Here is a 21,447-nt window from a genome sequence, read left to right as displayed (position 1 = left end):
GACTCCTTCCGTCGTCCGCCTACCGGGTTAGCTGTCGGGTTCGGGCGTGGTACGTGGAAGGCTGCCCTACGGTCGGCTGACCGATTCACCCCAAGGTCGGTTGGGTCCCCGGTTCCCTGCCTCGCGGCGTACGGAACTCAGCGGGGGCTGCCCGTTCGCCGCGACTTCCGCGGGCGGGGGGACGGGCTGCCCGGCTGCACCGTAGCCAACTCGTGTGGCTGCTGTGAAGGTTGATGTTCGATATGCCCGATACATTTTCGTGATCTCTTCCTCTGGGCCCCCTTGGATTTCCAAGGGGGCCGCGGGTTGTCAGTGGGGCGGCCTAGACTCGTAGAGCGATGAGCAGCCTCTTTGACGACAGCTTCCTGACCGGCCTCCAGAACAGTGCGGAGGAGCCCCCGCCGCCGCCCCCGGACCCCGAGTACGACGACGGGGCCCCGGAGCCGATGCCGGACGGGCTGTTCGGTGTGCCCCCGGAGCGGGACGCGCACTATCGGGACGGCGCCCCGCGCCCGGTCCTCGACTCGGCCACCCTCCTCGAGGGGCTGAACGAGAACCAGCAGGCGGCCGTCGTGCACGGCGGCGCCCCGCTGCTCATCGTCGCGGGCGCCGGATCCGGCAAGACCCGCGTCCTCACGCACCGCATCGCGTACCTGCTCGCCGAGCGCGGAGTGCACCCCGGCCAGATCCTCGCGATCACGTTCACGAACAAGGCCGCGGGCGAGATGAAGGAGCGCGTCGAGGACTTGGTGGGCCCGCGCGCGAACGCCATGTGGGTCTCCACCTTCCACAGCGCCTGCGTCCGCATCCTGCGCCGGGAGAGCAAGAAGCTGGGCTTCACGTCCTCCTTCTCGATCTACGACGCCGCCGACAGCAAGCGGCTCATGGCGCTCGTCTGCCGCGACCTGGACCTTGACCCGAAGAAGTTCCCGCCGAAGTCCTTCAGCGCGAAGATCAGCAATCTCAAGAACGAGCTGATCGACGAGGAGGACTTCGCGGGCACGGCTGCCGACGGCTTCGAGAAGACCCTCGCCCAGGCCTACGCGATGTACCAGGCACGCCTGCGTGAGGCGAACGCGCTGGACTTCGACGACCTGATCATGACGACGGTGAACCTGCTGCGCGCGTTCCCGGACGTCGCCGAGCACTACCGCCGCCGCTTCCGCCACGTCCTCGTCGACGAGTACCAGGACACGAACCACGCGCAGTACGCGCTGGTCAGGGAACTGGTCGGCCCCACCGAGGGCGAGGACGCGGACCCGGCCGAGCTGTGCGTCGTGGGTGACGCGGACCAGTCGATCTACGCGTTCCGTGGCGCCACGATCCGTAACATCCTGCAGTTCGAAGAGGACTACACGAACGCGAAGACGATCATGCTGGAGCAGAACTACCGCTCCACGCAGACGATCCTCAGCGCGGCGAACGCGGTGATCGAGCGCAACGAGTCGCGCCGCCCCAAGAACCTCTGGACCAACGAGGGACCCGGCGCCCAGATCACCGGCTACGTCGCGGACACCGAGCACGACGAGGCGCAGTTCATCGCCGACGAGATCGACCGGCTCACGGACGCGGGCGACGCGCTGGCGGGCGACGTCGCGGTCTTCTACCGGACGAACGCGCAGTCCCGTGTCTTCGAAGAGATCTTCATCAGGACCGGCCTGCCGTACAAGGTCGTCGGCGGCGTCCGCTTCTACGAGCGCAAGGAGGTCAGGGACGTCCTGGCCTACCTGCGCGTGCTCTCCAACCCCGAGGACTCGGTGCCGCTGCGCCGCATCCTCAACGTGCCGAAGCGCGGTATCGGCGACCGCGCCGAAGCGATGATCGACGCGCTCTCCCAGCGCGAGAAGATCTCCTTCCCGCAGGCGCTGCGCCGCGTCGACGAGGCGTACGGGATGGCGGCCCGCTCGGCGAACGCCGTGAAGCGGTTCAACACGCTGATGGAGGACCTCCGCACGATCGTGGAGTCGGGCGCGGGTCCTGCCACGGTCCTCGAGGCCATCCTGGAGCGCACCGGCTACCTCGCCGAACTGCAGGCCTCCACCGACCCGCAGGACGAGACCCGGATCGAGAACCTCCAGGAACTCGCCGCCGTGGCCCTGGAGTTCGAGCAGGAGTCCGCCGCGGGCGAGGACACGGCGGAGGGCGGGACCGAGGCGGGCGGCGGCACGGCCGAGGGTGAGGCCGGGACGAGCGGCGGGGGACTCTCCGCCTTCCTGGAGCGCGTCGCCCTCGTCGCCGACTCCGACCAGATCCCCGACGAGGAGGACGACGGGAGCGGCGTCATCACGCTGATGACGCTGCACACGGCCAAGGGCCTGGAGTTCCCGGTCGTCTTCCTGACCGGCCTGGAGGACGGCGTCTTCCCGCACATGCGCTCCCTCGGCCAGGCCAAGGAGCTGGAGGAGGAGCGCCGCCTCGCGTACGTGGGCATCACGCGCGCGCGACAGCGCCTCTATCTGACGCGTGCCTCCATGCGCAGCGCCTGGGGCCAGCCTTCGTACAACCCGCCCTCCCGGTTCCTGGAGGAGATCCCGGTCGGCCACCTGGACTGGAAGCGCACCGGCCCGTCCACGCCCGCGGCCTCGACCAAGAGCATCGGTGGCGGCATCGCGGCCACGCTGTCGTCCTCGCGCTCCCGCACGGGTACGACGCCGGCCTTCGCCACGAGCCGGGCGAACTCCAAGCCGGTGGTGGCCCTCAGCGTCGGCGACCGCGTCACGCACGACCAGTTCGGTCTCGGCACGGTGGTGGGCGTGTCGGGCACGGGTGACAAGTCGGAGGCGTCGATCGACTTCGGCGACCCGAAGCCGAAGCGGCTGCTGCTGCGGTACGCGCCGGTCGAGAAGCTGTAGCGGCCTGCCGCCTCGCTGAGCCGCTTGCTCGAAGGGGGAGCGGCTCAGCGAGGGCTGTGGAGGGAGCGGCTCAGTTCGGGTTGAGGCCGTGGCTGCGCAGCCACGGCAGCGGGTCGATCGCCGCGCTGCCGCCGGGCCGCACCTCGAAGTGCAGGTGCGGGCCGGTCGAGTTGCCGGAGTTCCCGGACCGCGCGATCACGTCACCGGCCTTCACCGGACCGCTCGTCACGGTGTGCGTGGACAGGTGGCAGTACCAGGTCTCCGTGCCGTCCTTGGCGACCACTTTGGCCATGTTCCCGTACGCGCTGTTCCACTCCGTCTTCACGGTGCCGTCCGTCGCGGCCATCACCGGAGTCCCGTACGAGACGGGGAAGTCGATGCCGGAGTGCTGGGACATCCAGTTGACGCCGGCCTGCCCGAAGAAGGCGCTCAGCCCGTGCTGCTTCACCGGCAGCACGAACTTGGGCCGCGCCGCTTCCTTGCGCGCGGCCTCCTCGGCGGCCTGCTTGCGCGCCGCCTCCTGCTTCGCCTTGAGGTCGATCCGCTCCTGCGTGCGGCTCGCCCGGTCGGCGAAGTCGCCCGCGTCGGCGGACAGGTCCTTCAACTGCGAGTCCAGCTTGTTGTTGGCGACGGCCGGCTTCACGGCCTGCGCGTCCGAAGCGGCCGCGGCCTGCGTCTCCTTGCCGCCGTCCCCGCTGCCCCCGCCGACGCTCGCCGCGGCGATTCCGGCGACGCCGACCACACAGACCGAGGGCACGACGACGGTGACGAGCGCGGACCGCTTGGCCGGCGGACGACGACGGCCTGCGCGCCCACGCGAGACGTTCTTCCCGGCCCGGCGTGACGTGGGCTGCGGGGGCGCGGGGGAGGGCTCGGGGGTGGGGTCGAGGCCGGGAGTGGGGCCGAGATCGGAGTCGAGGTCGGGGCCGTGCGCATGCGCATGGTCCGCTTCGGGGGCCGGGTCCACGATCGGCTCGTGCTCGTGCTCGTGCCCGTGCTCGGCAGCGTTCCACTGTGTGGCGTCGTACGCGCCCGTGTCGTAGGCGGTCGTACCGAAGACCGGGGACTGGAAGGTGTGGGTGAAACCCTGGGTGTCGTGCGGGTCGGGCGTGCCGAGCATGTCGTGCGTGCTGAAGCTCTGCGTCTCGAAGGACGGCGCCTCGAAGCTCTGGGTCTCGAAGCCCTGCGCTTCGAAGTGCTGCGCCTCGAACCCCTGGAACTCAAAACTCTGCGTCTCGAAGCTCTGCGTCTCGAAACTTTGGGGTTCAAAGGTCTGCGTGTCGAAGCTCTGCGTCCCGAGGGACGGGGCCTCGAAGCTCTGCGTGTCGGGGTGCTGAGCCGCGTACATCTGCGTCTCGTACGCCGAGGTGTCCCATTGACCCGTGGCGTGCTGCTCGGCCATCGTCCGGGGCTGCTGCGCCGGGATGTCCGCGACCTGCTCGTACCCGGCGGTCGGCCAGGCGCCGGTCGTGTCATAGGCGCCGGTGTCGTAGATACCGGTGTCGTAAGTACCGGTGTCGTACGTGCCGGTGCCGTAATACGCGGAGGCGTAGGGGTCGGCGTACTGCTGCTGGGGGTCCGTGTGCCACTGGCCGGTCGCGTGGGAGCCGGGTTCGTAGGGGTCCTCTGCCATGTCGCCGAAGAGCGGATCGCTTGCGAAGCTGGTCGCGGAGTGACCGTCGTACGCCGCGTAAGGCGCGGTCCCCGACGGATTGCGGTCGTTCACCAACTTCTCTTTCGCCTCGACAACAGGGCTGCCAGAGCAGTGCGGTGACTGTACCCGTCGGTATGAGGGCGCGACAATCTTCGTCGGGTTTCCGGGCCCGGGGAAACGGGCAATCAGCCGCCTTTGGGTGGACTGTGGACAGTTCCTTGGCCCTGAGTTCGAGACTCGTTCGACGAAATGGCTGCGCAGCGGCGTGGAACGGGTGCCGATCAGCGCCGCTGAGCTCGGATCGGGCGGTCAGGTCAGGCCACTGTCAGGCCACCGCCGGGATTGGCAGCGGCGAGCGCTCCTTCCGCGTGCCCCGTGTGCTCCGTGTGCTCCGCGTCGAGTGCCTGCCGGATACCGATCGCGACGGCCGGGTGCACCGGCAGTGCGAGATGGCCGATGCCCGTGACCCGCACGTTCTGCGCGAGCAGGTCCGCGTGGTCCACGCACGCCGTCTCGAGGGGCAGCATCAACTGGTCGAGATCGCTCCAGAAGCTCACGAAGCGCGTACGACAGCCGGGCGCCGGCCGCTTCAACTCCTCGACGACGGACGAACCGGGCCGCATCTGCCGGACGATCGGGTGCGCGTCCGCGAGTGGCGCCACCCGCGTGCCGCTGTGCGGGGTGCCGAGCGTGACGAGCGTGCGCACCCGCGTGTCACCGCCGAGGCACTGCACGTAGTAACGGGCTATCAGGCCGCCCAGGCTGTGCCCCACGATGTCGACCTTGTCCCGGCCCGACCTCTCGCAGACCTCCTCCACGTGCCGGGCGAGCAGCTTGGCCGCGGCCCTGATGTCGCAGGTGAGAGGGGAGTAGTTGAGCGATTCGACGTGCTGCCTGCCGTGCTGCGCGAGGGAGCGGCGCAACAGGACGAAGACGGAGCGGTTGTCGATGAAGCCGTGCAGGAGGAGGACCGGGGGCTTGGCCGGTGCGGGCAGGCGCGGCGCGTCCGCTGCTGTCGGGGCGCTCGGTTCTGCCGGTTCCGCCGGTTCTGCTGGTTCTGCTGGTTCTCCTTGGAGGTTCGCCTCCGCCGTGACCGTTTCTACGTCCACCGGGACGTACGCCGAGGGGTGGCGGGGCAGCGCCAGGGGCTGCCTCCGCTCGGGGAGGATGCCGGAGGGGTAGAGGAGTAGATGGCCCGCGAGGATCGCCAGTTCCAGGGCGGTCGCCTTCAGGAGCGCGATCGAGAGGCCGGCCAGTCTGGTGGGCAGAAAGTGGCAGAGGGGGCGAAAGGGCAGGGTCCTCGTGACCTTCATCGGTCAACCTCCCGTCGGCACACGGGAAGACGCCTCTGGCCCCCGTGTGCGCTCATGAGAGCCGACCGAAGCGGTCCCGCGGCGCCGGCCGTGCCCGATGCGCCGACTCATCGGTCCGAACGGCAGCGGGAAGCACCGTGCCACCGTGCCGTGCGGCTGTCGGCGCGGTGGCGCGGCGACCTCGAAGCGGCTCCCTCGCGCCTGTCCTGGATCCGGCGGTGTGTCCCGCCTGTGGCAGACGCGGCGCGCAGCGAATGTGTCCCACCGTGTGATTTCCCCCTCGGTCCGCACCGCGAAACGGCGGCTTGCGGGATGCTGTCGATAACGTTCGTTCACTTCGGGCATCAGTCTTTTGAACAATCGCTTCAACTTTTGCTTGAGCAGTCGTTTCAGGGAGGCAGTGATGGGTGTGGCAGCCGGGCCGATCCGCGTGGTCGTCGCGAAGCCGGGACTCGACGGCCACGATCGAGGGGCCAAGGTGATCGCGCGGGCGCTGCGCGACGCGGGGATGGAGGTCATTTACACGGGCCTGCACCAGACGCCCGAGCAGGTCGTGGACACCGCCATCCAGGAGGATGCCGACGCGATCGGTCTTTCCATCCTGTCCGGCGCGCACAACACGCTCTTCGCCCGTGTCATCGAGCTTCTCGCCGAGCGTGACGCCGCGGACATCAAGGTCTTCGGTGGCGGGATCATCCCCGAGGGGGACATCGCGCCGCTGAAGGAGAAGGGCGTCGCGGAGATCTTCACGCCGGGGGCAACGACGGCGTCCATCGTCGAGTGGGTGCGGGCCAATGTGCGGCAGCCGGCGGCGTCCGGGGGTTGACGCCACGGGGCTCCGCCCCGGACCCCGCGCCTCAATCGCCGGCGGGGCTTGAAATGCGTGGCTCCGTCTGCCCCGTCGCCTTGGGCAATCTGCCGCCTTGGGCGGCAGGGTGGGCAAGGCGGCACCCCGGTGCCGCGCAACGACGGGGCGGGCCCGGTCACGGCGGGGCCAGCTCGTCCCGCATGGACCGGCGGAGCCGGAGTGTGGAGGCGAGGCGTTGGAACGCCTCCGTCCAGTACCCCCCGGCCCCGGGCGCCGAGCCCTCCGGTTCCTCCACCGCCGCCGTGAGCCCGTCGAGCCGCACCACCTCCTCGGGGTCCAGGCACCGCTCCGCGAGCCCCATCACCCCGCTGAAGCTCCACGGATAACTCCCCGCGTCCCGCGCGATGTTCAGCGCGTCGACCACGGACCGCCCGAGCGGCCGCGCCCACGGCGTGCCGCACACCCCCAGCAGCTGGAACGCCTCGGACAGTCCGTGCGCCGCGATGAACTCCGCCACCCAGTCCGCCCGTTCCGCCCCCGGCAGCGCCGCGAGCAACTTCGCCCGCTCGGCGAGCGACACCGCCCCGGGCCCCGCCGCGTCCGACGCCGTCGGCGCCCCGAGCAGCGCCCGCGACCAGGCGATGTCCCGCTGCCGGACCGCCGCCCGGCACCACGCGGCGTGCAGTTCCCCGCGCCAGTCGTCGGCGACCGGCAGCGCCACTATCTCCTTGGGCCCCCGGCCGCCGAACCTGTCCGGCCACCGGCCGAGCGGCGCCGCCTCGACCAACTGCCCGAGCCACCACGCCCGTTCCCCGCGTCCCGCGGGCGGCTTCGCCACGATGCCGTCCCGCTCCATCCCCGCGTCGCACTCGTGCGGCGCCTCCACGACGATCGCCCCTTCCGCACGGTCGAGCGCCACACACGTCAGCGCCCGGTCCGCCATCCGCGCGGCGAGCGCAGAGCGGGGGAGTGCGGAGAGCAGCTCGGCCGCCGTCGCCCGCACGTTCTTGCTGCGGTCGGTCAGCGCCTGCTCCAGGAACGGCTCGTCCGCGTCGCCGAGCCCCGTGCGCAGCGAGTCGAGGAACATCAGGCGGTCCTCGGCGCGCTCCGTGCCCCAGGTCCCGGCCAGGAGCGTCCGGGCCGCGGCCGGGTCGTGCGCCCGAATCGAGGCGAGCAGTGCCACCCGCTCCGCGAACAGGCCCTCTTCCCAACGCAGTTGAACCTGCTCACTCTCCTCCGGCGCCGGCAGCGCGGCGCCGGCGCCCGGCGTCGCGCGCAGCGCGAACTTCCAGTCCGGGTTGAGCCGGGCCAGCCATCGGGCACGCGGCCCCGCGAACGTGAGGGCCGGTGGGCGCAGGTCGGTGCGGCCACGCGCCGCGTCGAGCAGCGCGGGCAGCAGCTCGGGCGGCGGCGCGTACCCGTACGCGTTGGCCGTGGCCAGCCACTGCGGGAGCAGTTCGAGGAGGTCGGGGGCGGTGCCGCGGCGCGCACCGGTGCCGCTGGAGCGGTCGGTGAGCAGGAGCGCGAGGCGCTGGCGCGCGGCGGGCGGCAGGGGGTGGCGTGGGTCGTCCTCGGCGCGCTCCGGTGGGGCGGCGGCCGTGGCCGGTCGCAGGCCGGCCCTTTGCCGGACGGTCTGTACGGCGGCCTCGTCGAGGAGGGTGAGGGGGGTGTGGTCGGGGCGGCGGTCGGTGCCGAGCAGCGCGGTGCTGACCAGGTCGTCCCAGGTGGCGGTGGTCGTCATCGGGCCTCTCCGTGAGTCTCGGTGGGTGGGTGGGTTGTTGGGTCGGGGTGAATGGGACACCGGCACCGGCGTTGCGGCCTCGGGGCTCCGCCCCGGCCCCCGCGCCTCAATCGCCGGCGGGGCTGGAAAGATCGGGGCTCTGCCTCGGGCCTCGCGCCTCAAGCGTTGGCGGGGCTGGAAAGATCGGAGATCCGCCCTGGGCCCCGCGCCTCAATCGCCGGCGGGGCTGGAAGGATCGGGGTTCTGCCTCGGGCCTCGCGCCTCAAGTGTCGGCGGGGCTGGAAGGATCGGGGCTCTGCCTCGGACCCCGCTGCTCAAGCGCCGCAGGGGCTTGAGCAGCGGCACCGGGGCTGTCAGTTCAGCGGTATGAGCTCGCCCGGCTGGGTCGGCCACATCGCCAGCGGGCGGAAGCCCGTCGGGCCGCATTCGCCGAAGACTGTCACTGGCGTGCCTCCCGAGACGGCGATCAGGCGCCACAGGCCGGGGGATGCCGCCGCGTGTGCGGTGAGGGGGAGGGCCGACTTGCCTTCGCCGTCCGCCAGTTGCCAGTGGCCGTCCGCGTCCCGCGTCGGTATCACCCCCGCCAGCGTCACCGGCCAGGACTCCAGCCAGGGGTCGGCCGCGAGCGCCGCTCCGTAGGCGGCGAGACCTGCGGTGACGTCAACTCCCTTGGGACGTATGCCGTCCGACTCCGCCGAGGCGAACTGCTCGCCCAGCTCCGCCCGCAGGGCACCCGCTCCCGGGTACGCCGACACCGCGGCGTCGAGCGTGCGCCCGGTCGGCAGCGCGAGCCCAGGGGCGCGGCCGGCCGCCCCGTAGGAGAGGAGCAGCACGGTGCGCGCGCTCTGTGCGCCGTGCAGCCATATCCGGCGTGTGGTGAGGTGGCCGTCCGCCGTGTCGTACTGGGAGAGGACCAGCCAGCGGTCGCGCAACGGTGGCTCTCGGTCCGCAGCCGGCAGGCCCACACGCGAGCGGACCGTCGCCGCCAGGTCGTCGGGCAGCGCATCGCGGCGCAACCAGCCCTGGTCGAGAAGGTGGAGCAGCGCGCACGCCTCGAGCAGCCGCACCGGCCACCCGGAGCCGGACGCCGGGATCGCCCCCAACTCCCGGGCGCGCGCGGCAAGTCCGGGCGCCTGCGCGTCGACCATGCGCGCGGCCGTCTCCTCCCACAGTCCGTAACCCGACTGCTCCGCCTGCGCGAGGCCGCCGCGCAGCAGGTCGGCGAGGCGCTGCTCCAGCTCTGTCGCGCCCGCCGTGATCCGCTGGGCGCGGCGCTCGGCTCTGCGCCGGGCCGCCTCCGGATCCGCCGGGACGCTGCCCGGGACGGCCGTCGGCGCCGCGGCCTGCCGGGACCCGGCCCGCTTCCGCCGCCCCGCCAGCCATGGCTCGGCCCACTCCGGCGGCGACTGGCCCGCCGGCACCTGTGCGTCGCCGCCGGCCCAGAGCAGCAAGAGCCCGAGCGCGTGCTTGCACGGGAACTTGCGGCTCGGGCAACTGCATGTGTACCCCGGCCCGTCCGCCCCCGAGGCACCCCCGCCGATGTCCACGATCGTCTGGTACGGCTTGCTGCCGCTCCCCTTGCACAGTCCCCATACCGCCCCCTCGTCCGAATCCTCCGCACCCGCGGAACTCCCGGTCCCCGACCACGGACCCGGGCCCCCGAGCTTGCTTCCCGCCTTGCGTGACGCGTCGTCAGGCGCCAGTGCGAGCACCTGATCCGTCGTCCAGCGCACCCCCAGCTGATTCATGTCCTCGACGGTAGATCCCGCCACTGACAATCCGTCCGGTGGCGGCTCTGACCTGCGGTGATGCTGCGGTCGATGTCGATTGTCAGTGGCGTGGTGCACCGTGGAATCCAGCACGCGACGAGAGCGGTCGATGGCTCGTCGTGCGGGTTCGAGCGGGTTCGAGCGGGGCGAGTTGGAGGGGGACAGCCATGACCATTTCCGTCGAGGGCCAGACCGAGGATCGGGACGGGAGCGGGGCCGGGAGGCAGGCAGGGAATCCGGCCGCGGACGGGGTGCTGCGGCCGCATGCCGAGGACGCGTTCGCCGAGGAACTCGCGGCGCTGGCCGCGCAGGACGACCGGCTGCGGCCCGCCCGCTGGCGCCTGTCGCCGTGGGCCGTCGCGACATATCTCCTCGGTGGCACGCTGCCCGACGGCACGGTGATCTCGCCGAAGTACGTGGGCCCGCGACGCCTCGTCGAGGTCGCCGTGACGACGCTGGCGACCGACCGGGCACTGCTCCTGCTCGGTGTGCCCGGCACCGCCAAGACCTGGGTGTCCGAGCATCTCGCGGCCGCCGTGAGCGGGGATTCGACGCTGCTGGTGCAGGGCACGGCCGGGACGCCGGAGGAGGCCATCCGATACGGCTGGAACTACGCGCAGTTGCTGGCCAACGGGCCGAGCAGGGACGCCCTCGTGCCGAGCCCGGTCATGCGGGCGATGGCGGAGGGAATGACGGCGCGCGTCGAGGAGCTGACGCGCATCCCGGCCGATGTGCAGGACTCGCTGATCACGATCCTGTCCGAGAAGACCCTGCCGATACCGGAGTTGGGGCAGGAGGTGCAGGCCGTACGCGGGTTCAACCTCATCGCCACGGCCAATGACAGGGACCGCGGGGTCAACGATCTGTCGAGCGCGCTGCGGCGCCGGTTCAACACGGTCGTGCTGCCGCTGCCCGCGAGCGTGGAGGACGAGGTCGACATCGTCTCGCGCCGGGTCGACCAGGTCGGCCGCGCACTGGAGTTGCCCAGCGCTCCCGACGGGATGGACGAGATCCGCCGCGTCGTCACCGTCTTCCGCGAGCTGCGCGACGGTGTGACCGCCGACGGGCGGACGAAGGTGAAGTCGCCGAGCGGCACGCTGTCGACCGCCGAGGCGATCTCCGTCGTCACCAACGGCCTCGCGTTGTCCGCCCACTTCGGGGACGGCGTGCTGCGCCCGTCCGACGTGGCCGCCGGCATCCTCGGGGCCGTGGTGCGTGATCCGGCGGCGGACCGCGTCGTCTGGCAGGAGTACCTGGAGGCCGTGGTGCGCGAGCGCGACGGCTGGAAGGACTTCTACCGGGCCTGCCGAGAGGTGAGCGCATGACGACACCGGCCACGGGGCCCGCGCTGCTCGGCGTGCGACACCATGGGCCCGGCTCCGCGCGCGCCGTGCGCTCCGCGCTCGACACCGTGGAGCCCCGGATCGTACTGATCGAAGGGCCGCCGGAAGCCGACGGTCTCGTGCCGCTCGCCGCCGAGGCCGGCATGCGGCCACCGGTCGCGCTGCTCGCGCACGTCGTGGACGAGCCGGGGAGGTCGGCGTTCTGGCCGTTCGCCGAGTTCTCGCCCGAATGGGTCGCGATCCGCTGGGCGTTGGGGCGCGACGTGCCGGTGCGCTTCATCGACCTGCCGGCCGCGCACAGCCTGGCGATGCGGGTGGAGGACGCCGACGGCGGCGACCGGGAAGAGGGGACGGGGGAGGAGGAAGGGGGCGACTCCGTACGCGTGGACCCCCTGCGGGTCCTCGCCGAGACCGCCGGATACGACGACGCGGAGCGCTGGTGGGAGGACGTCGTCGAGCACCGGGACGGCGACGCCTTCGCCGCGCTCGGCGAGGCGATGGGCGCGCTGCGGGAGACGTGCGGGGACGGGGGACACGAGCGCGATCCGCTGCGCGAGGCGTATATGCGGCTCCAAGTGCGGGCGGCGCAGCGTGAGTTCGCGGACGACGTGGCCGTCGTGTGCGGGGCGTGGCACGTGCCCGCGCTGCGGCAGAAGACAACCGTCGCGGCCGACCGCGCCCTGCTCAAGGGGCTGCCGAAGGCGAAGGTCGACATGACGTGGGTGCCGTGGACGCACCGGCGCCTGGCCCGCGTCAGCGGATACGGGGCGGGGATCGACTCGCCCGGCTGGTACGGGCATCTGTTCAGCGCGCCCGACCGGCCGGTGGAGCGCTGGCTGACCAAGGTCGCCGGGCTGCTGCGCGCGGAGGACCGCATCGTGTCATCCGCCCATGTCATCGAGGCCGTACGGCTCGCGGAGACCCTCGCCGTGATGCGCGGGCGGCCGCTCGCGGGACTCACCGAGACCACCGACGCGGTGCGGGCCGTGCTGTGCGAGGGCTCGGACGTACCGCTGGCGCTCATCCACGACAAGCTGGTCGTCGGCGATGTGCTGGGGGAGGTGCCCGAGGCGGCGCCCGCGGTGCCGCTGCAGCGCGACCTCACGCGACAGCAGCGCTCCCTGCGGCTCAAACCGGCCGCCTCGGAGAAGGAGTTGGACCTCGACCTGCGGGGCGACACCGACGCCGCGCGCAGCCGTCTGCTGCACCGGCTGCGGCTCCTGGGCGTGGCCTGGGGCGATCCGGCGAGATCGGCGCGCGGCTCCACGGGGACGTTCCGCGAGTCGTGGCGGCTGCGCTGGGAGCCGGAGCTGTCCGTGCGGGTCGCGGAGGCGGGGGTGTGGGGGACGACCGTGCTCTCCGCCGCGACCGTCAAGGCGGAGACCGACGCGGTCGCGGCCAGGGCGCTCGCCGACGTCACGGCGCTCGCCGAGGTCTGCCTGCTCGCGGGGCTCGCGGAGGCGCTGCCGACGGTGATGCGGATCCTCGCCGACCGCGCCGCCCTCGACGCGGACGTCGGCCACCTCGCCGGCGCCCTGCCCGCCCTGGTCCGCGCCCTGCGCTACGGCGACGTGCGCGGCACCGACACCGGGGCCCTCGCCGACGTGGCGGCGGGCCTCGCCGAGCGGGTCTTCGTCGGTCTGCCCCCGGCCTGCGCGGGGCTCGACGCGGAGGCGGCCGAAGAGATGCGCGGCCACGTCGACGCGGTGCACTCGGCCGTCGCGCTCCTGGAGGACGCCGGGGTGCGCGGGCGCTGGCGGGCCGTGCTGCGCGTGCTCGCGGAGCGGGACGGCGTGGCCGGGGTGATCCGGGGGCGGTGCGCGCGGGTCCTGCTGGACGAGGGCGTGCTCGACGAGGACGACGCGGCCCGGCTGATGAGCCTCGCCCTGTCGCCCGGCACCGCGCCGGCCGAAGCGGCGGCGTGGATCGAGGGCTTCGTCGGCGGCGGTTCGGGCGGTGGGCTGCTCCTGGTGCACGACGAGCGGCTCCTGGGCCTGGTCGACGCGTGGCTGACGCGGGTGTCGGGCGACGCGTTCACGGACGTACTGCCGCTGCTGCGGCGCACGTTCTCGGCGTACGAGCCCGGCGTGCGGCGGACCTTGGGCGAACTGCTCCGGCGCGGGCCCTCCGGGAGCGGGCGGGCCCCGGTCGCCGGCGGGCCGCGCGGCTTCGCGGAGGAACTCGACGCGGAACGGGCGGACGCGGTGCTGCCGGTGCTGCGCCTGCTGCTCGGCGACGCGGTGGGAGTGGGCGGATGAGCGGCAGGGCGACCGGAGCGGACGGCGGGGCGTGGGGCGTGGACCACGTGGCAACCAACGGAGGCGACCAGATGACGCACACCGCGACAGCCGAGGACGAGCGTATGCGTCGTTGGCGGCTGGTTCTCGGTGGTGAGGCCGCCGACGGGACGGGCTGCCAACTCGCCGGGCAGGACGCCGCGATGGACGGTGCCCTCGATGCCCTCTACGGCTCGGGCCAAGGAAAGCAGCAGGCGCCCGGCGGCAGCCGGAGCGCGGGGCTCGGGGCGTCCGCTCCGGCCGTGGCCCGCTGGCTCGGCGACATCCGGAGCTACTTCCCGTCCTCCGTCGTCCAGGTCATGCAGCGGGACGCCATCGACCGGCTCGGGCTGTCCGCGATGCTGCTGGAGCCGGAGATGCTGGAGGCCGTCGACGCGGACGTGCACCTCGTTGGCACCCTGCTCTCGCTCAACAAGGCGATGCCCGAGACGACGAAGGAGACGGCCCGAGCCGTCGTGCGCAAGGTCGTCGAGGACCTCGAGAAGAAGCTCGCCACGCGCACCCGCGCCACGCTCACCGGAGCACTCGACCGCAGCGCCCGCATCCAGCGGCCGCGCCACCGCGACATCGACTGGCACCGCACGATCGCGGCCAACCTCAAGCACTATCTGCCCGAGTACCGGACGATCGTGCCCGAGCGGCTGATCGGTTACGGGCGTGCGGCGCAGTCCGTGAAGAAGGAAGTCGTCCTCTGCATCGACCAGTCGGGTTCGATGGCGGCATCCGTCGTCTACGCCTCCGTCTTCGGAGCGGTGCTCGCCTCCATGCGCTCGATAGCGACCCGGCTCGTCGTCTTCGACACGGCCGTCGTGGACCTGACGGACCAGCTCGACGACCCGGTCGACGTCCTGTTCGGCACCCAGCTCGGCGGCGGCACGGACATCAACCGGGCACTCGCGTACTGCCAGTCGCAGATCACCCGGCCCGCCGAGACCGTCGTCGTGCTGATCTCCGACCTGTACGAAGGAGGCATTCGCAACGAGATGTTGAAGCGGGTCGCCGCGATGAAGGCGTCCGGCGTGCAGTTCGTGACGCTGCTCGCACTCTCCGACGAGGGCGCGCCGTCCTACGACCGGGAGCACGCCGCGGCGCTCGCGGGTCTCGGTGCGCCGGCCTTCGCCTGCACCCCGGATCTGTTCCCCGACGTCATGGCCGCGGCCATCGAGAAGCACCCCTTGCCGATACCGGACGCGGCATCGGAAAAGGGTGCACGCGCGGCGAACCGGATATGAGTACCCATCGGTAACACGGGGGTACACGGGGCTTGCGCCGCCTCCCTCGCCCCATGCGAGGATTCGGCCACCGTGACTTCCCCGATGGCACTTCCCGCCCCCGTCGCGCGCCCTGTGCGCGCGACGGCAGGACGGCGTGCGCTGCAACTGGCGCTGCTGTTCGGCGCGTTGTTCGTCCTCGGGATGGTGTGCGGCGGCCGGGCGCAGGCGGACGGGTTGTCCGACGCCGGTTCGCTCGGGGCGGGGCACGTGGCGGTGCGGGAGCATGTCGCCGATTCCGTGCGGAAGTTGCACGAGGCGGGCCCCGACGTGGCCCCGGCTCCCTCCGAGGCCACCGGGGCGTCCGACGCATCCGGGGACGCATCCGGGCCCGCGCACGCGAAGCCGACCACGCCCCCGCAGGATCGGAAGGCGGCACCCGTCGCCGACCCCGCACCTGCACAGGCACCCGCACAGGCACCCGCACAGGCACCCGCCCCGGTCCGGCCCGCCACGCCGGCACCGAACCCGGTCGCCCCGGAGCACGCCCCCGGCGTGCAGCCCTCGCCCGACGCGAAGCCCGTCTCCGGCATGAAGCGCCTGGCGCGACACCTGCACGACAAGCCCGCCACTCCCGGTGCCCCCACCGCTCCCAGCAACCCGGGCACCACCAAAGCCGGCGCCGGCGCCACCGCATCCGTGCGGACCTACCTCACCGACCCCCTGCGTCAGCGGATGGAGGCGCTGGGGGGTGACCAGACGCGGTTGCGTTCCGTCGCCGACGCGTTGCGGTATCTGACGGCGCCGGTCGGTGCCACCGTGCGCCAGGTGGCGGGTCCCGTCGAGGAGTTGGCGACGCGTGCCGTCGCGGAGCTCGTCGGAGCGGTGCCGGAGCAGCTGACGCACGGCCGCCTCGCCGGGATCATCGGCATCGTGGACCCCGCCGACGCCCGCCCCGGGCCGCCCGCCGCGACCACGCCGCAGCAGTCGGACACCCCGGCGGCGGACGGCGACCGGCCGACCAAGGCCACGGCCGATGACCGTTCCCACGCCGCAGTGAGCGCCCCGCAGCCGTACGACGTCGCGCGGTTCGGCGACGTACAGAAGACGGAAGCGGGCGCGCGGGCCGAGGCGCGTCCCGCGTCGCCCGTCGTGCCGCAGCGTCCCGACGGTGCGCCGTCGGCCGGTGCGAGCGCGGGCGACGGCGGTTCGTCGCGCCACGGTGATCTGCACGCGGCCGCGTTCGGCGACCGCGCCCCCGTTCTGCTCGCGTCCGGCGCCACGGCGTCCGCGGGCACCGCGCCGGTGGTCGACCGGCTTCGTGACATTCCCGAATTCCCCGGCTAGGGCAGCCAGTTCCCCGCTCGTGACCTGCCACGCGGGGGTGGAACAGGTCTGCCCAGTCGTGAAGTGAATTCGAAGGAACTGACGTACCCATGAACAAGAACATTCGCCGCTCCATCGTCATAGCCGCCGGCGTCTCCGGCGCCTGGGCGCTCGGCTCCGCCGTCGCGAGCGCCGACGAGCTGCCCGCCCACTCGCTGTCCGTCCCGGACGTCGCCGGTGACACGGTCTCCGACCTGCAGAACACGACGTCGGACGTGCAGGACACCACCGCGAAGGTGACCGACAAGGCCAAGGCCGCCACCCGGGTGACCGACAAGGTCGAGCACACCCAGGTCGCCAACAAGGCCAAGGCCACCGCCCAGCACGCCAAGGCCCAGGTCCAGTCGCACGCCCACCAGGTCCAGGCCCCGGACGTGCAGGCCCCGAACGCCGCCGACCTCACGAACACCGCCGACGTCGCGGGCGTCAAGGACAAGGCCGCCGGTCACGTCGCCGACGCCCAGGGCCGCGCCCAGGAGGGCGTTGACTACCTGTTCGGCCCGCTCGACGCCTTCGCCCCGCAGCTCCAGCAGGAGCTGACGCAGGCGGCGGCCCAGGCCCCCGCCTACGTACAGAGCAACGCCCAGAGCACCGTCGACGGAACCGTGCAGAACGTCCGCACGAACACCGCCCCGGCCGTCGGCGAGACCGCCGACGCCGTGCTCCCGCCCCTCGCGAACACCGCCGTGCAGGGCGTGCTGCCGGTCGCCGGCCAGGCCGTCGGCGACGTGACCACCCTGGCGGGCGGCGCGGTCGGCGACGTGACGCCGTTCGCGCAGACCGTCGTCGGCGACAACGTCGCGCCCTTCGCGCAGGGCGTCACCGGCCAGGTCCAGCCGCTGGCCCAGGGCGTGGCCGGCGACAACGTGGCCCCGTTCGCGCAGAGCGTGGTCGGCAACGACGTCACCCCGTTCGCGGGCGGCGTCGTGGACGCGGTCCAGCCGCTCGTGCAGACGGTCGTCGACCACGTGCAGCCGGTCGTCGGCGGCGTCGGCACCAGCGCGCAGGGCCTGGCGCAGGGCGTCACCGGTGACGCCCAGCCGCTCGCGCAGGGCCTGGTCGGCGACAACGTCGCCCCGTTCGTCCAGACCGTGGTCGGCGACAACGTCGCCCCGCTGGCCGGCGGCGTGACCCACGAGGTCGCCCCGTTCGCGCAGGGCCTGACCGGCACCGTGACCGCCGACGCCCAGCCGCTCGCGGGCAACGCCGTCACCGGCGTGCAGGGTGTCGCCGGTTCCGTCGCGCCCAGCTACCTGCCCGGCGTCTGACCGACGCGACGGTGCCCGGACGGCCGAAAGCCATCGGTCGGATCGGGTCGCTTTACGTGCATGACGGCGGGTGGTCCGCTTGGGGACGTGACCACCCGCTGACCTGCGGCCTCACCGAGCGCACCCCCGCTGGGTGAGGCCGCTTTCATTCCCGGGGACCCTCGGCGGCACCGGCAGATAGCACCACAAACAGGACGCTCTGTGATGGGTATCACCGCTCAGGTGTGATCTGCGATTTAGAAGCCGTCCCTGAGCGGCGATAACCTGCGAGACGGACATGCCGCGTACCCGGCCACTGTGTACGCCTCGTACGCCTCCCTTGTGACAGCGGAGTCACGTTGCCCTTCGCGGCACGCCCACGCAGACAGACAGACCGCAGAGCGGCGAGATCACTGATAGGGACGGACGCGCGTGGACCTGTTCGAGTACCAGGCGAGGGACCTCTTCGCCAAGCACGGTGTACCGGTGCTGGCCGGTGAAGTCATCGACACGCCTGAGGCGGCCCGCGAGGCGACCGAGCGTCTGGGCGGCAAGTCCGTCGTCAAGGCGCAGGTGAAGGTCGGCGGCCGCGGCAAGGCCGGCGGCGTGAAGCTGGCCGGCACCCCCGACGAGGCCGTGCAGCACGCGACCAACATCCTCGGCATGGACATCAAGGGCCACACGGTCCACAAGGTGATGATGGCCGAGACGGCTCCGGAGATCGTGGAGGAGTACTACGTCTCCTTCCTCCTGGACCGCACCAACCGCACCTTCCTCTCCATCGCCTCCGTCGAGGGCGGCATGGAGATCGAGGAGGTGGCGGTCGAGCGCCCCGAGGCCGTCGCCAAGACGCCGATCGACGCCAATGAGGGCGTGACCCCCGAGGTCGCCCGCAAGATCGTCACGGACGCGAAGTTCCCGGCCGAGGTCGCCGACCAGATCGCCGAGATCCTCCAGACCCTGTGGAAGACCTTCGTCGAGGAGGACGCCCTCCTCGTCGAGGTCAACCCGCTCGCGAAGGTCGCCTCCGGCAAGGTCATCGCCCTCGACGGCAAGGTGTCGCTGGACGAGAACGCCGAGTTCCGGCACGCCGACCACGAAGCCCTCCAGGACAAGGAGGCGGCCGACCCGCTCGAGGCCGCCGCCAAGGAGAAGGGCCTCAACTACGTCAAGCTCGACGGCGAGGTCGGCATCATCGGTAACGGTGCCGGTCTGGTCATGTCGACGCTGGACGTCGTCGCGTACGCCGGTGAGAACCACGGCAACGTGAAGCCGGCCAACTTCCTCGACATCGGTGGCGGCGCGTCCGCCCAGGTGATGGCGAACGGCCTGGAGATCATCCTCGGCGACTCCGACGTCAAGTCGGTCTTCGTCAACGTCTTCGGCGGCATCACCGCCTGCGACGAGGTCGCCAACGGCATCGTCCAGGCGCTGGCGCTCCTCGAGGAGAAGGGCGAGAAGGTCGAGAAGCCCCTCGTCGTCCGCCTCGACGGCAACAACGCCGAGCTGGGTCGCAAGATCCTCTCCGACGCCAACCACCCGCTGGTGCAGCGCGTGGACACCATGGACGGCGCGGCCGACAAGGCCGCCGAGCTCGCGGCCGCGAAGTAAGGACGAGGGACTAAACAGCCATGGCTATCTTCCTCAACAAGGACAGCAAGGTCATCGTCCAGGGCATGACCGGTGCCACGGGCATGAAGCACACCAAGCTCATGCTGGCCGACGGCACGAACATCGTCGGCGGTGTGAACCCGCGCAAGGCCGGCACGTCCGTCGACATCGACGGCAACGACATCCCGGTCTTCGGCACGGTCGCCGAGGCGATGGAGAAGACGGGCGCCAACGTGTCCGTGCTCTTCGTCCCGCCGGCCTTCTCCAAGGCCGCCGTGGTCGAGGCCATCGACGCCGAGATCCCCCTCGCCGTCGTCATCACCGAGGGCATCGCCGTCCACGACTCGGCCGCGTTCTACGCGTACGCCAAGTCCAAGGGCGACAAGACCCGCATCATCGGCCCGAACTGCCCCGGCCTCATCACGCCGGGCCAGTCGAACGCCGGCATCATCCCGGGCGACATCACGAAGCCGGGCCGCATCGGCCTGGTCTCGAAGTCCGGCACGCTGACGTACCAGATGATGTACGAGCTCCGTGACATCGGCTTCTCGTCCGCCGTCGGCATCGGTGGCGACCCGGTCATCGGCACGACGCACATCGACGCGCTCGCCGCGTTCGAGGCCGACCCCGAGACCGACCTGATCGTCATGATCGGTGAGATCGGCGGCGACGCCGAGGAGCGTGCGGCCGACTACATCAAGGCCAACGTGACGAAGCCGGTCGTCGGCTACGTCGCGGGCTTCACGGCGCCCGAGGGCAAGACCATGGGCCACGCCGGCGCCATCGTCTCCGGCTCCTCCGGCACCGCGCAGGCGAAGAAGGAGGCCCTTGAGGCCGCCGGCGTCAAGGTCGGCAAGACGCCGACCGAGACGGCGAAGCTCGCGCGCGAGATCCTCAGCTAAGAGGTTCTCCTACGCAGCTCAGTGGGCCCGCACCGGTGACGGTGCGGGCCCACTGGCGTTGCGCCACGCGCGCTATTCGGTGCTCGGCGTGAGCCGCTCGGGCCCTCCGCTGAGCTTCTCCCGCAGCTCCTTGCGCAGCTCCAGGTCCGCCGGTGTCAGCGGTTCGGGACCGGTCAGCGGCGGCACCCCGGCGATCGGCGAACCCGGTGCAGGGACCGGCTCGTAGTGCGTGGGCGCCACCCGCACGGTCAGCGCCGTCGCACCGATGATGAAGACCGTGAACGCGACAGCGGCCCGCGTCCAGAACCGGGTCCGCCGCTCGCCACCGCTGCGCACCACCGTGGACACGGGCGCGTCCAGCTTCTCCGAACCCGCCAGCTCGGTGAGCCGCCGGTGCAGCTGCTCGGGGACCGCGAGGTCGGGCAGCCGCCCGGCGACCGCCTCACGGGCGTGCAGGATGCGGTTGGCGGCGGCCGGGGTGCTGGCCTCCGTCTCCGCCGCGGTCTCCGGCAGGTCCAGGCCCACCCCGTCGTACAGCAGCAGCGTGCGCCGGTAGACGGGCGGCAGGTCCAGGAGCGCGCCGAGCAGCTCGCGGTCCTCCGGGGTGGCCGGCGGGGCCTCCGGCTCACGGCGGCCGGGGCGCAGACCGTGCCAGGGCGACATCGCGTACTCGTACGCCGCCGCGCGCACCCAGCCCGCGGGGTCCGGGTCGACCGCCACCTCGGGCCAGTTCTGCCACGCCTGCTGGAAGGCGCGCTCGACGGCCTCGCGGGCGAGGATCCTGCGGCCGGTGAGCAGATACGTCTGCCGGACGAGGAACGGCGCGGCGTGCGTGTAGAGCGCGTCGAAGGCCTCGGCGGCGGTACGGGCACGGGCTGCCGCCGCGACGGGTTCCGGCGCGGGGACGGGCTCCCGCTCCACCACGGCCGTGGCGGTGGTGGTCGCCGGGGCCGTCGGTGGCTCGGGTTCTTGTATCGCGGCGGCCTTCGGGCTCGGCGTCGCCGTCGTCGCAGCCGCCGTCACCCCGGTCGGCTCCTCCGTCTCCGGGGTCGGCTCCTCCGCGGCGGTCAGCTCCGCCAGGAGGCGCGCGTACGTCTCCCGTTTCTGACCCTTTGGAGTGGTACGGCCGGCTTCCCAGCGGCGGACGGTCTCGCTTGTCACGCCGACCCGCTCGGCGACCTGGTCCCGGGACAGCGAGCCGGCCTCGCGGAGCCTGCGGCGCTCCTTGGGCGGCGGCAGTGGGGTAGCAGCGCCCTGCGTCATCGTGAACTCCACACACCCTTTCGTGCGAAAAAGAACATAAACGTATCTTG

14 protein-coding genes and 1 riboswitch are annotated in these 21,447 nt (G+C 72.1%); of the genes, 9 read left to right on the top strand and 5 right to left on the bottom strand.

Annotated elements, in window-relative coordinates:
* Nucleotides 1–153: riboswitch (cyclic di-AMP (ydaO/yuaA leader) on the bottom strand.
* 185 nt (nucleotides 154–338) lie between these two features.
* Nucleotides 339–2,852: a DNA helicase PcrA gene (pcrA, locus tag ACIRHA_RS30000; RefSeq protein WP_403852394.1), complete on the top strand. Its 2,514-nt coding sequence runs from the start codon at nucleotides 339–341 to the stop codon at nucleotides 2,850–2,852.
* Between the two features lie 70 nt (nucleotides 2,853–2,922).
* Here pcrA and ACIRHA_RS29995 read toward each other — a convergent pair whose 3' ends face one another.
* Both ACIRHA_RS29995 and ACIRHA_RS29990 read right to left on the bottom strand, forming a co-directional pair.
* The gene (locus ACIRHA_RS29995; RefSeq protein ID WP_403852391.1) at nucleotides 2,923–4,578 is read right to left on the bottom strand and encodes a M23 family metallopeptidase; all 1,656 of its coding nucleotides are present in this window, start codon (nucleotides 4,576–4,578) and stop codon (nucleotides 2,923–2,925) included.
* Nucleotides 4,579–4,820: 242 nt separating this feature from the next.
* On the bottom strand, nucleotides 4,821–5,819 hold the full coding sequence (locus ACIRHA_RS29990; protein ID WP_403852388.1) for a lipase family alpha/beta hydrolase: 999 nt from the start codon (nucleotides 5,817–5,819) through the stop codon (nucleotides 4,821–4,823).
* A 403-nt stretch (nucleotides 5,820–6,222) separates the two neighbouring features.
* Between ACIRHA_RS29990 and ACIRHA_RS29985 the strand changes: the two genes are divergently transcribed.
* Nucleotides 6,223–6,645, top strand: a complete 423-nt coding sequence (locus ACIRHA_RS29985; RefSeq protein ID WP_403852385.1) for a cobalamin B12-binding domain-containing protein — start codon at nucleotides 6,223–6,225, stop codon at nucleotides 6,643–6,645.
* A 157-nt stretch (nucleotides 6,646–6,802) separates the two neighbouring features.
* Here ACIRHA_RS29985 and ACIRHA_RS29980 read toward each other — a convergent pair whose 3' ends face one another.
* Entirely contained in the window at nucleotides 6,803–8,368 is a 1,566-nt protein-coding gene (locus tag ACIRHA_RS29980; RefSeq protein ID WP_403852382.1) for a DUF5691 domain-containing protein, read from the bottom strand.
* A gap of 353 nt (nucleotides 8,369–8,721) precedes the next feature.
* Nucleotides 8,722–10,116 carry an SWIM zinc finger family protein gene (locus tag ACIRHA_RS29975; protein ID WP_403852379.1) on the bottom strand — a complete coding sequence of 465 codons (1,395 nt, stop codon included), beginning with the start codon at nucleotides 10,114–10,116 and terminating at the stop codon, nucleotides 8,722–8,724.
* Between the two features lie 188 nt (nucleotides 10,117–10,304).
* Between ACIRHA_RS29975 and ACIRHA_RS29970 the strand changes: the two genes are divergently transcribed.
* The 7 genes from ACIRHA_RS29970 to sucD all read left to right on the top strand — a co-directional run bounded on the left by ACIRHA_RS29970 (nucleotide 10,305) and on the right by sucD (nucleotide 20,134).
* Nucleotides 10,305–11,462, top strand: a complete 1,158-nt coding sequence (locus tag ACIRHA_RS29970; RefSeq protein ID WP_403852376.1) for an AAA family ATPase — start codon at nucleotides 10,305–10,307, stop codon at nucleotides 11,460–11,462.
* Entirely contained in the window at nucleotides 11,459–13,738 is a 2,280-nt protein-coding gene (locus ACIRHA_RS29965) for a DUF5682 family protein (protein ID WP_403852373.1), read from the top strand. Before ACIRHA_RS29970 ends, ACIRHA_RS29965 begins: the two co-directional genes overlap by 4 nt.
* 71 nt (nucleotides 13,739–13,809) lie before the next feature.
* A complete protein-coding gene (locus tag ACIRHA_RS29960; protein ID WP_403852867.1) occupies nucleotides 13,810–15,009 on the top strand; it encodes a VWA domain-containing protein in 1,200 nt (399 codons plus the stop codon).
* Between the two features lie 72 nt (nucleotides 15,010–15,081).
* Nucleotides 15,082–16,335, top strand: a complete 1,254-nt coding sequence (locus ACIRHA_RS29955) for a hypothetical protein (RefSeq protein WP_403852370.1) — start codon at nucleotides 15,082–15,084, stop codon at nucleotides 16,333–16,335.
* An 89-nt stretch (nucleotides 16,336–16,424) separates the two neighbouring features.
* Nucleotides 16,425–17,642: a hypothetical protein gene (locus ACIRHA_RS29950; RefSeq protein WP_403852367.1), complete on the top strand. Its 1,218-nt coding sequence runs from the start codon at nucleotides 16,425–16,427 to the stop codon at nucleotides 17,640–17,642.
* Nucleotides 17,643–18,053: 411 nt separating this feature from the next.
* Nucleotides 18,054–19,232 (top strand): ADP-forming succinate--CoA ligase subunit beta, encoded by a 1,179-nt coding sequence (sucC, locus tag ACIRHA_RS29945; RefSeq protein ID WP_403852364.1) that lies wholly within the window; start codon nucleotides 18,054–18,056, stop codon nucleotides 19,230–19,232.
* Nucleotides 19,233–19,252: 20 nt separating this feature from the next.
* Nucleotides 19,253–20,134: a succinate--CoA ligase subunit alpha gene (gene sucD, locus ACIRHA_RS29940; RefSeq protein WP_403852361.1), complete on the top strand. Its 882-nt coding sequence runs from the start codon at nucleotides 19,253–19,255 to the stop codon at nucleotides 20,132–20,134.
* Nucleotides 20,135–20,206: 72 nt separating this feature from the next.
* Here sucD and ACIRHA_RS29935 read toward each other — a convergent pair whose 3' ends face one another.
* The gene (locus ACIRHA_RS29935; RefSeq protein ID WP_403852358.1) at nucleotides 20,207–21,397 is read right to left on the bottom strand and encodes a helix-turn-helix domain-containing protein; all 1,191 of its coding nucleotides are present in this window, start codon (nucleotides 21,395–21,397) and stop codon (nucleotides 20,207–20,209) included.
* Nucleotides 21,398–21,447: the final 50 nt, after the last annotated feature.

This window comes from Streptomyces sp. NPDC102360, from assembly GCF_044766085.1.
In the GTDB taxonomy this organism is placed as follows: Bacteria; Actinomycetota; Actinomycetes; order Streptomycetales; family Streptomycetaceae; genus Streptomyces.
Note: the sequence above shows the minus strand (reverse complement) of the source record. Positions and strands in the feature narration are given on the sequence as shown.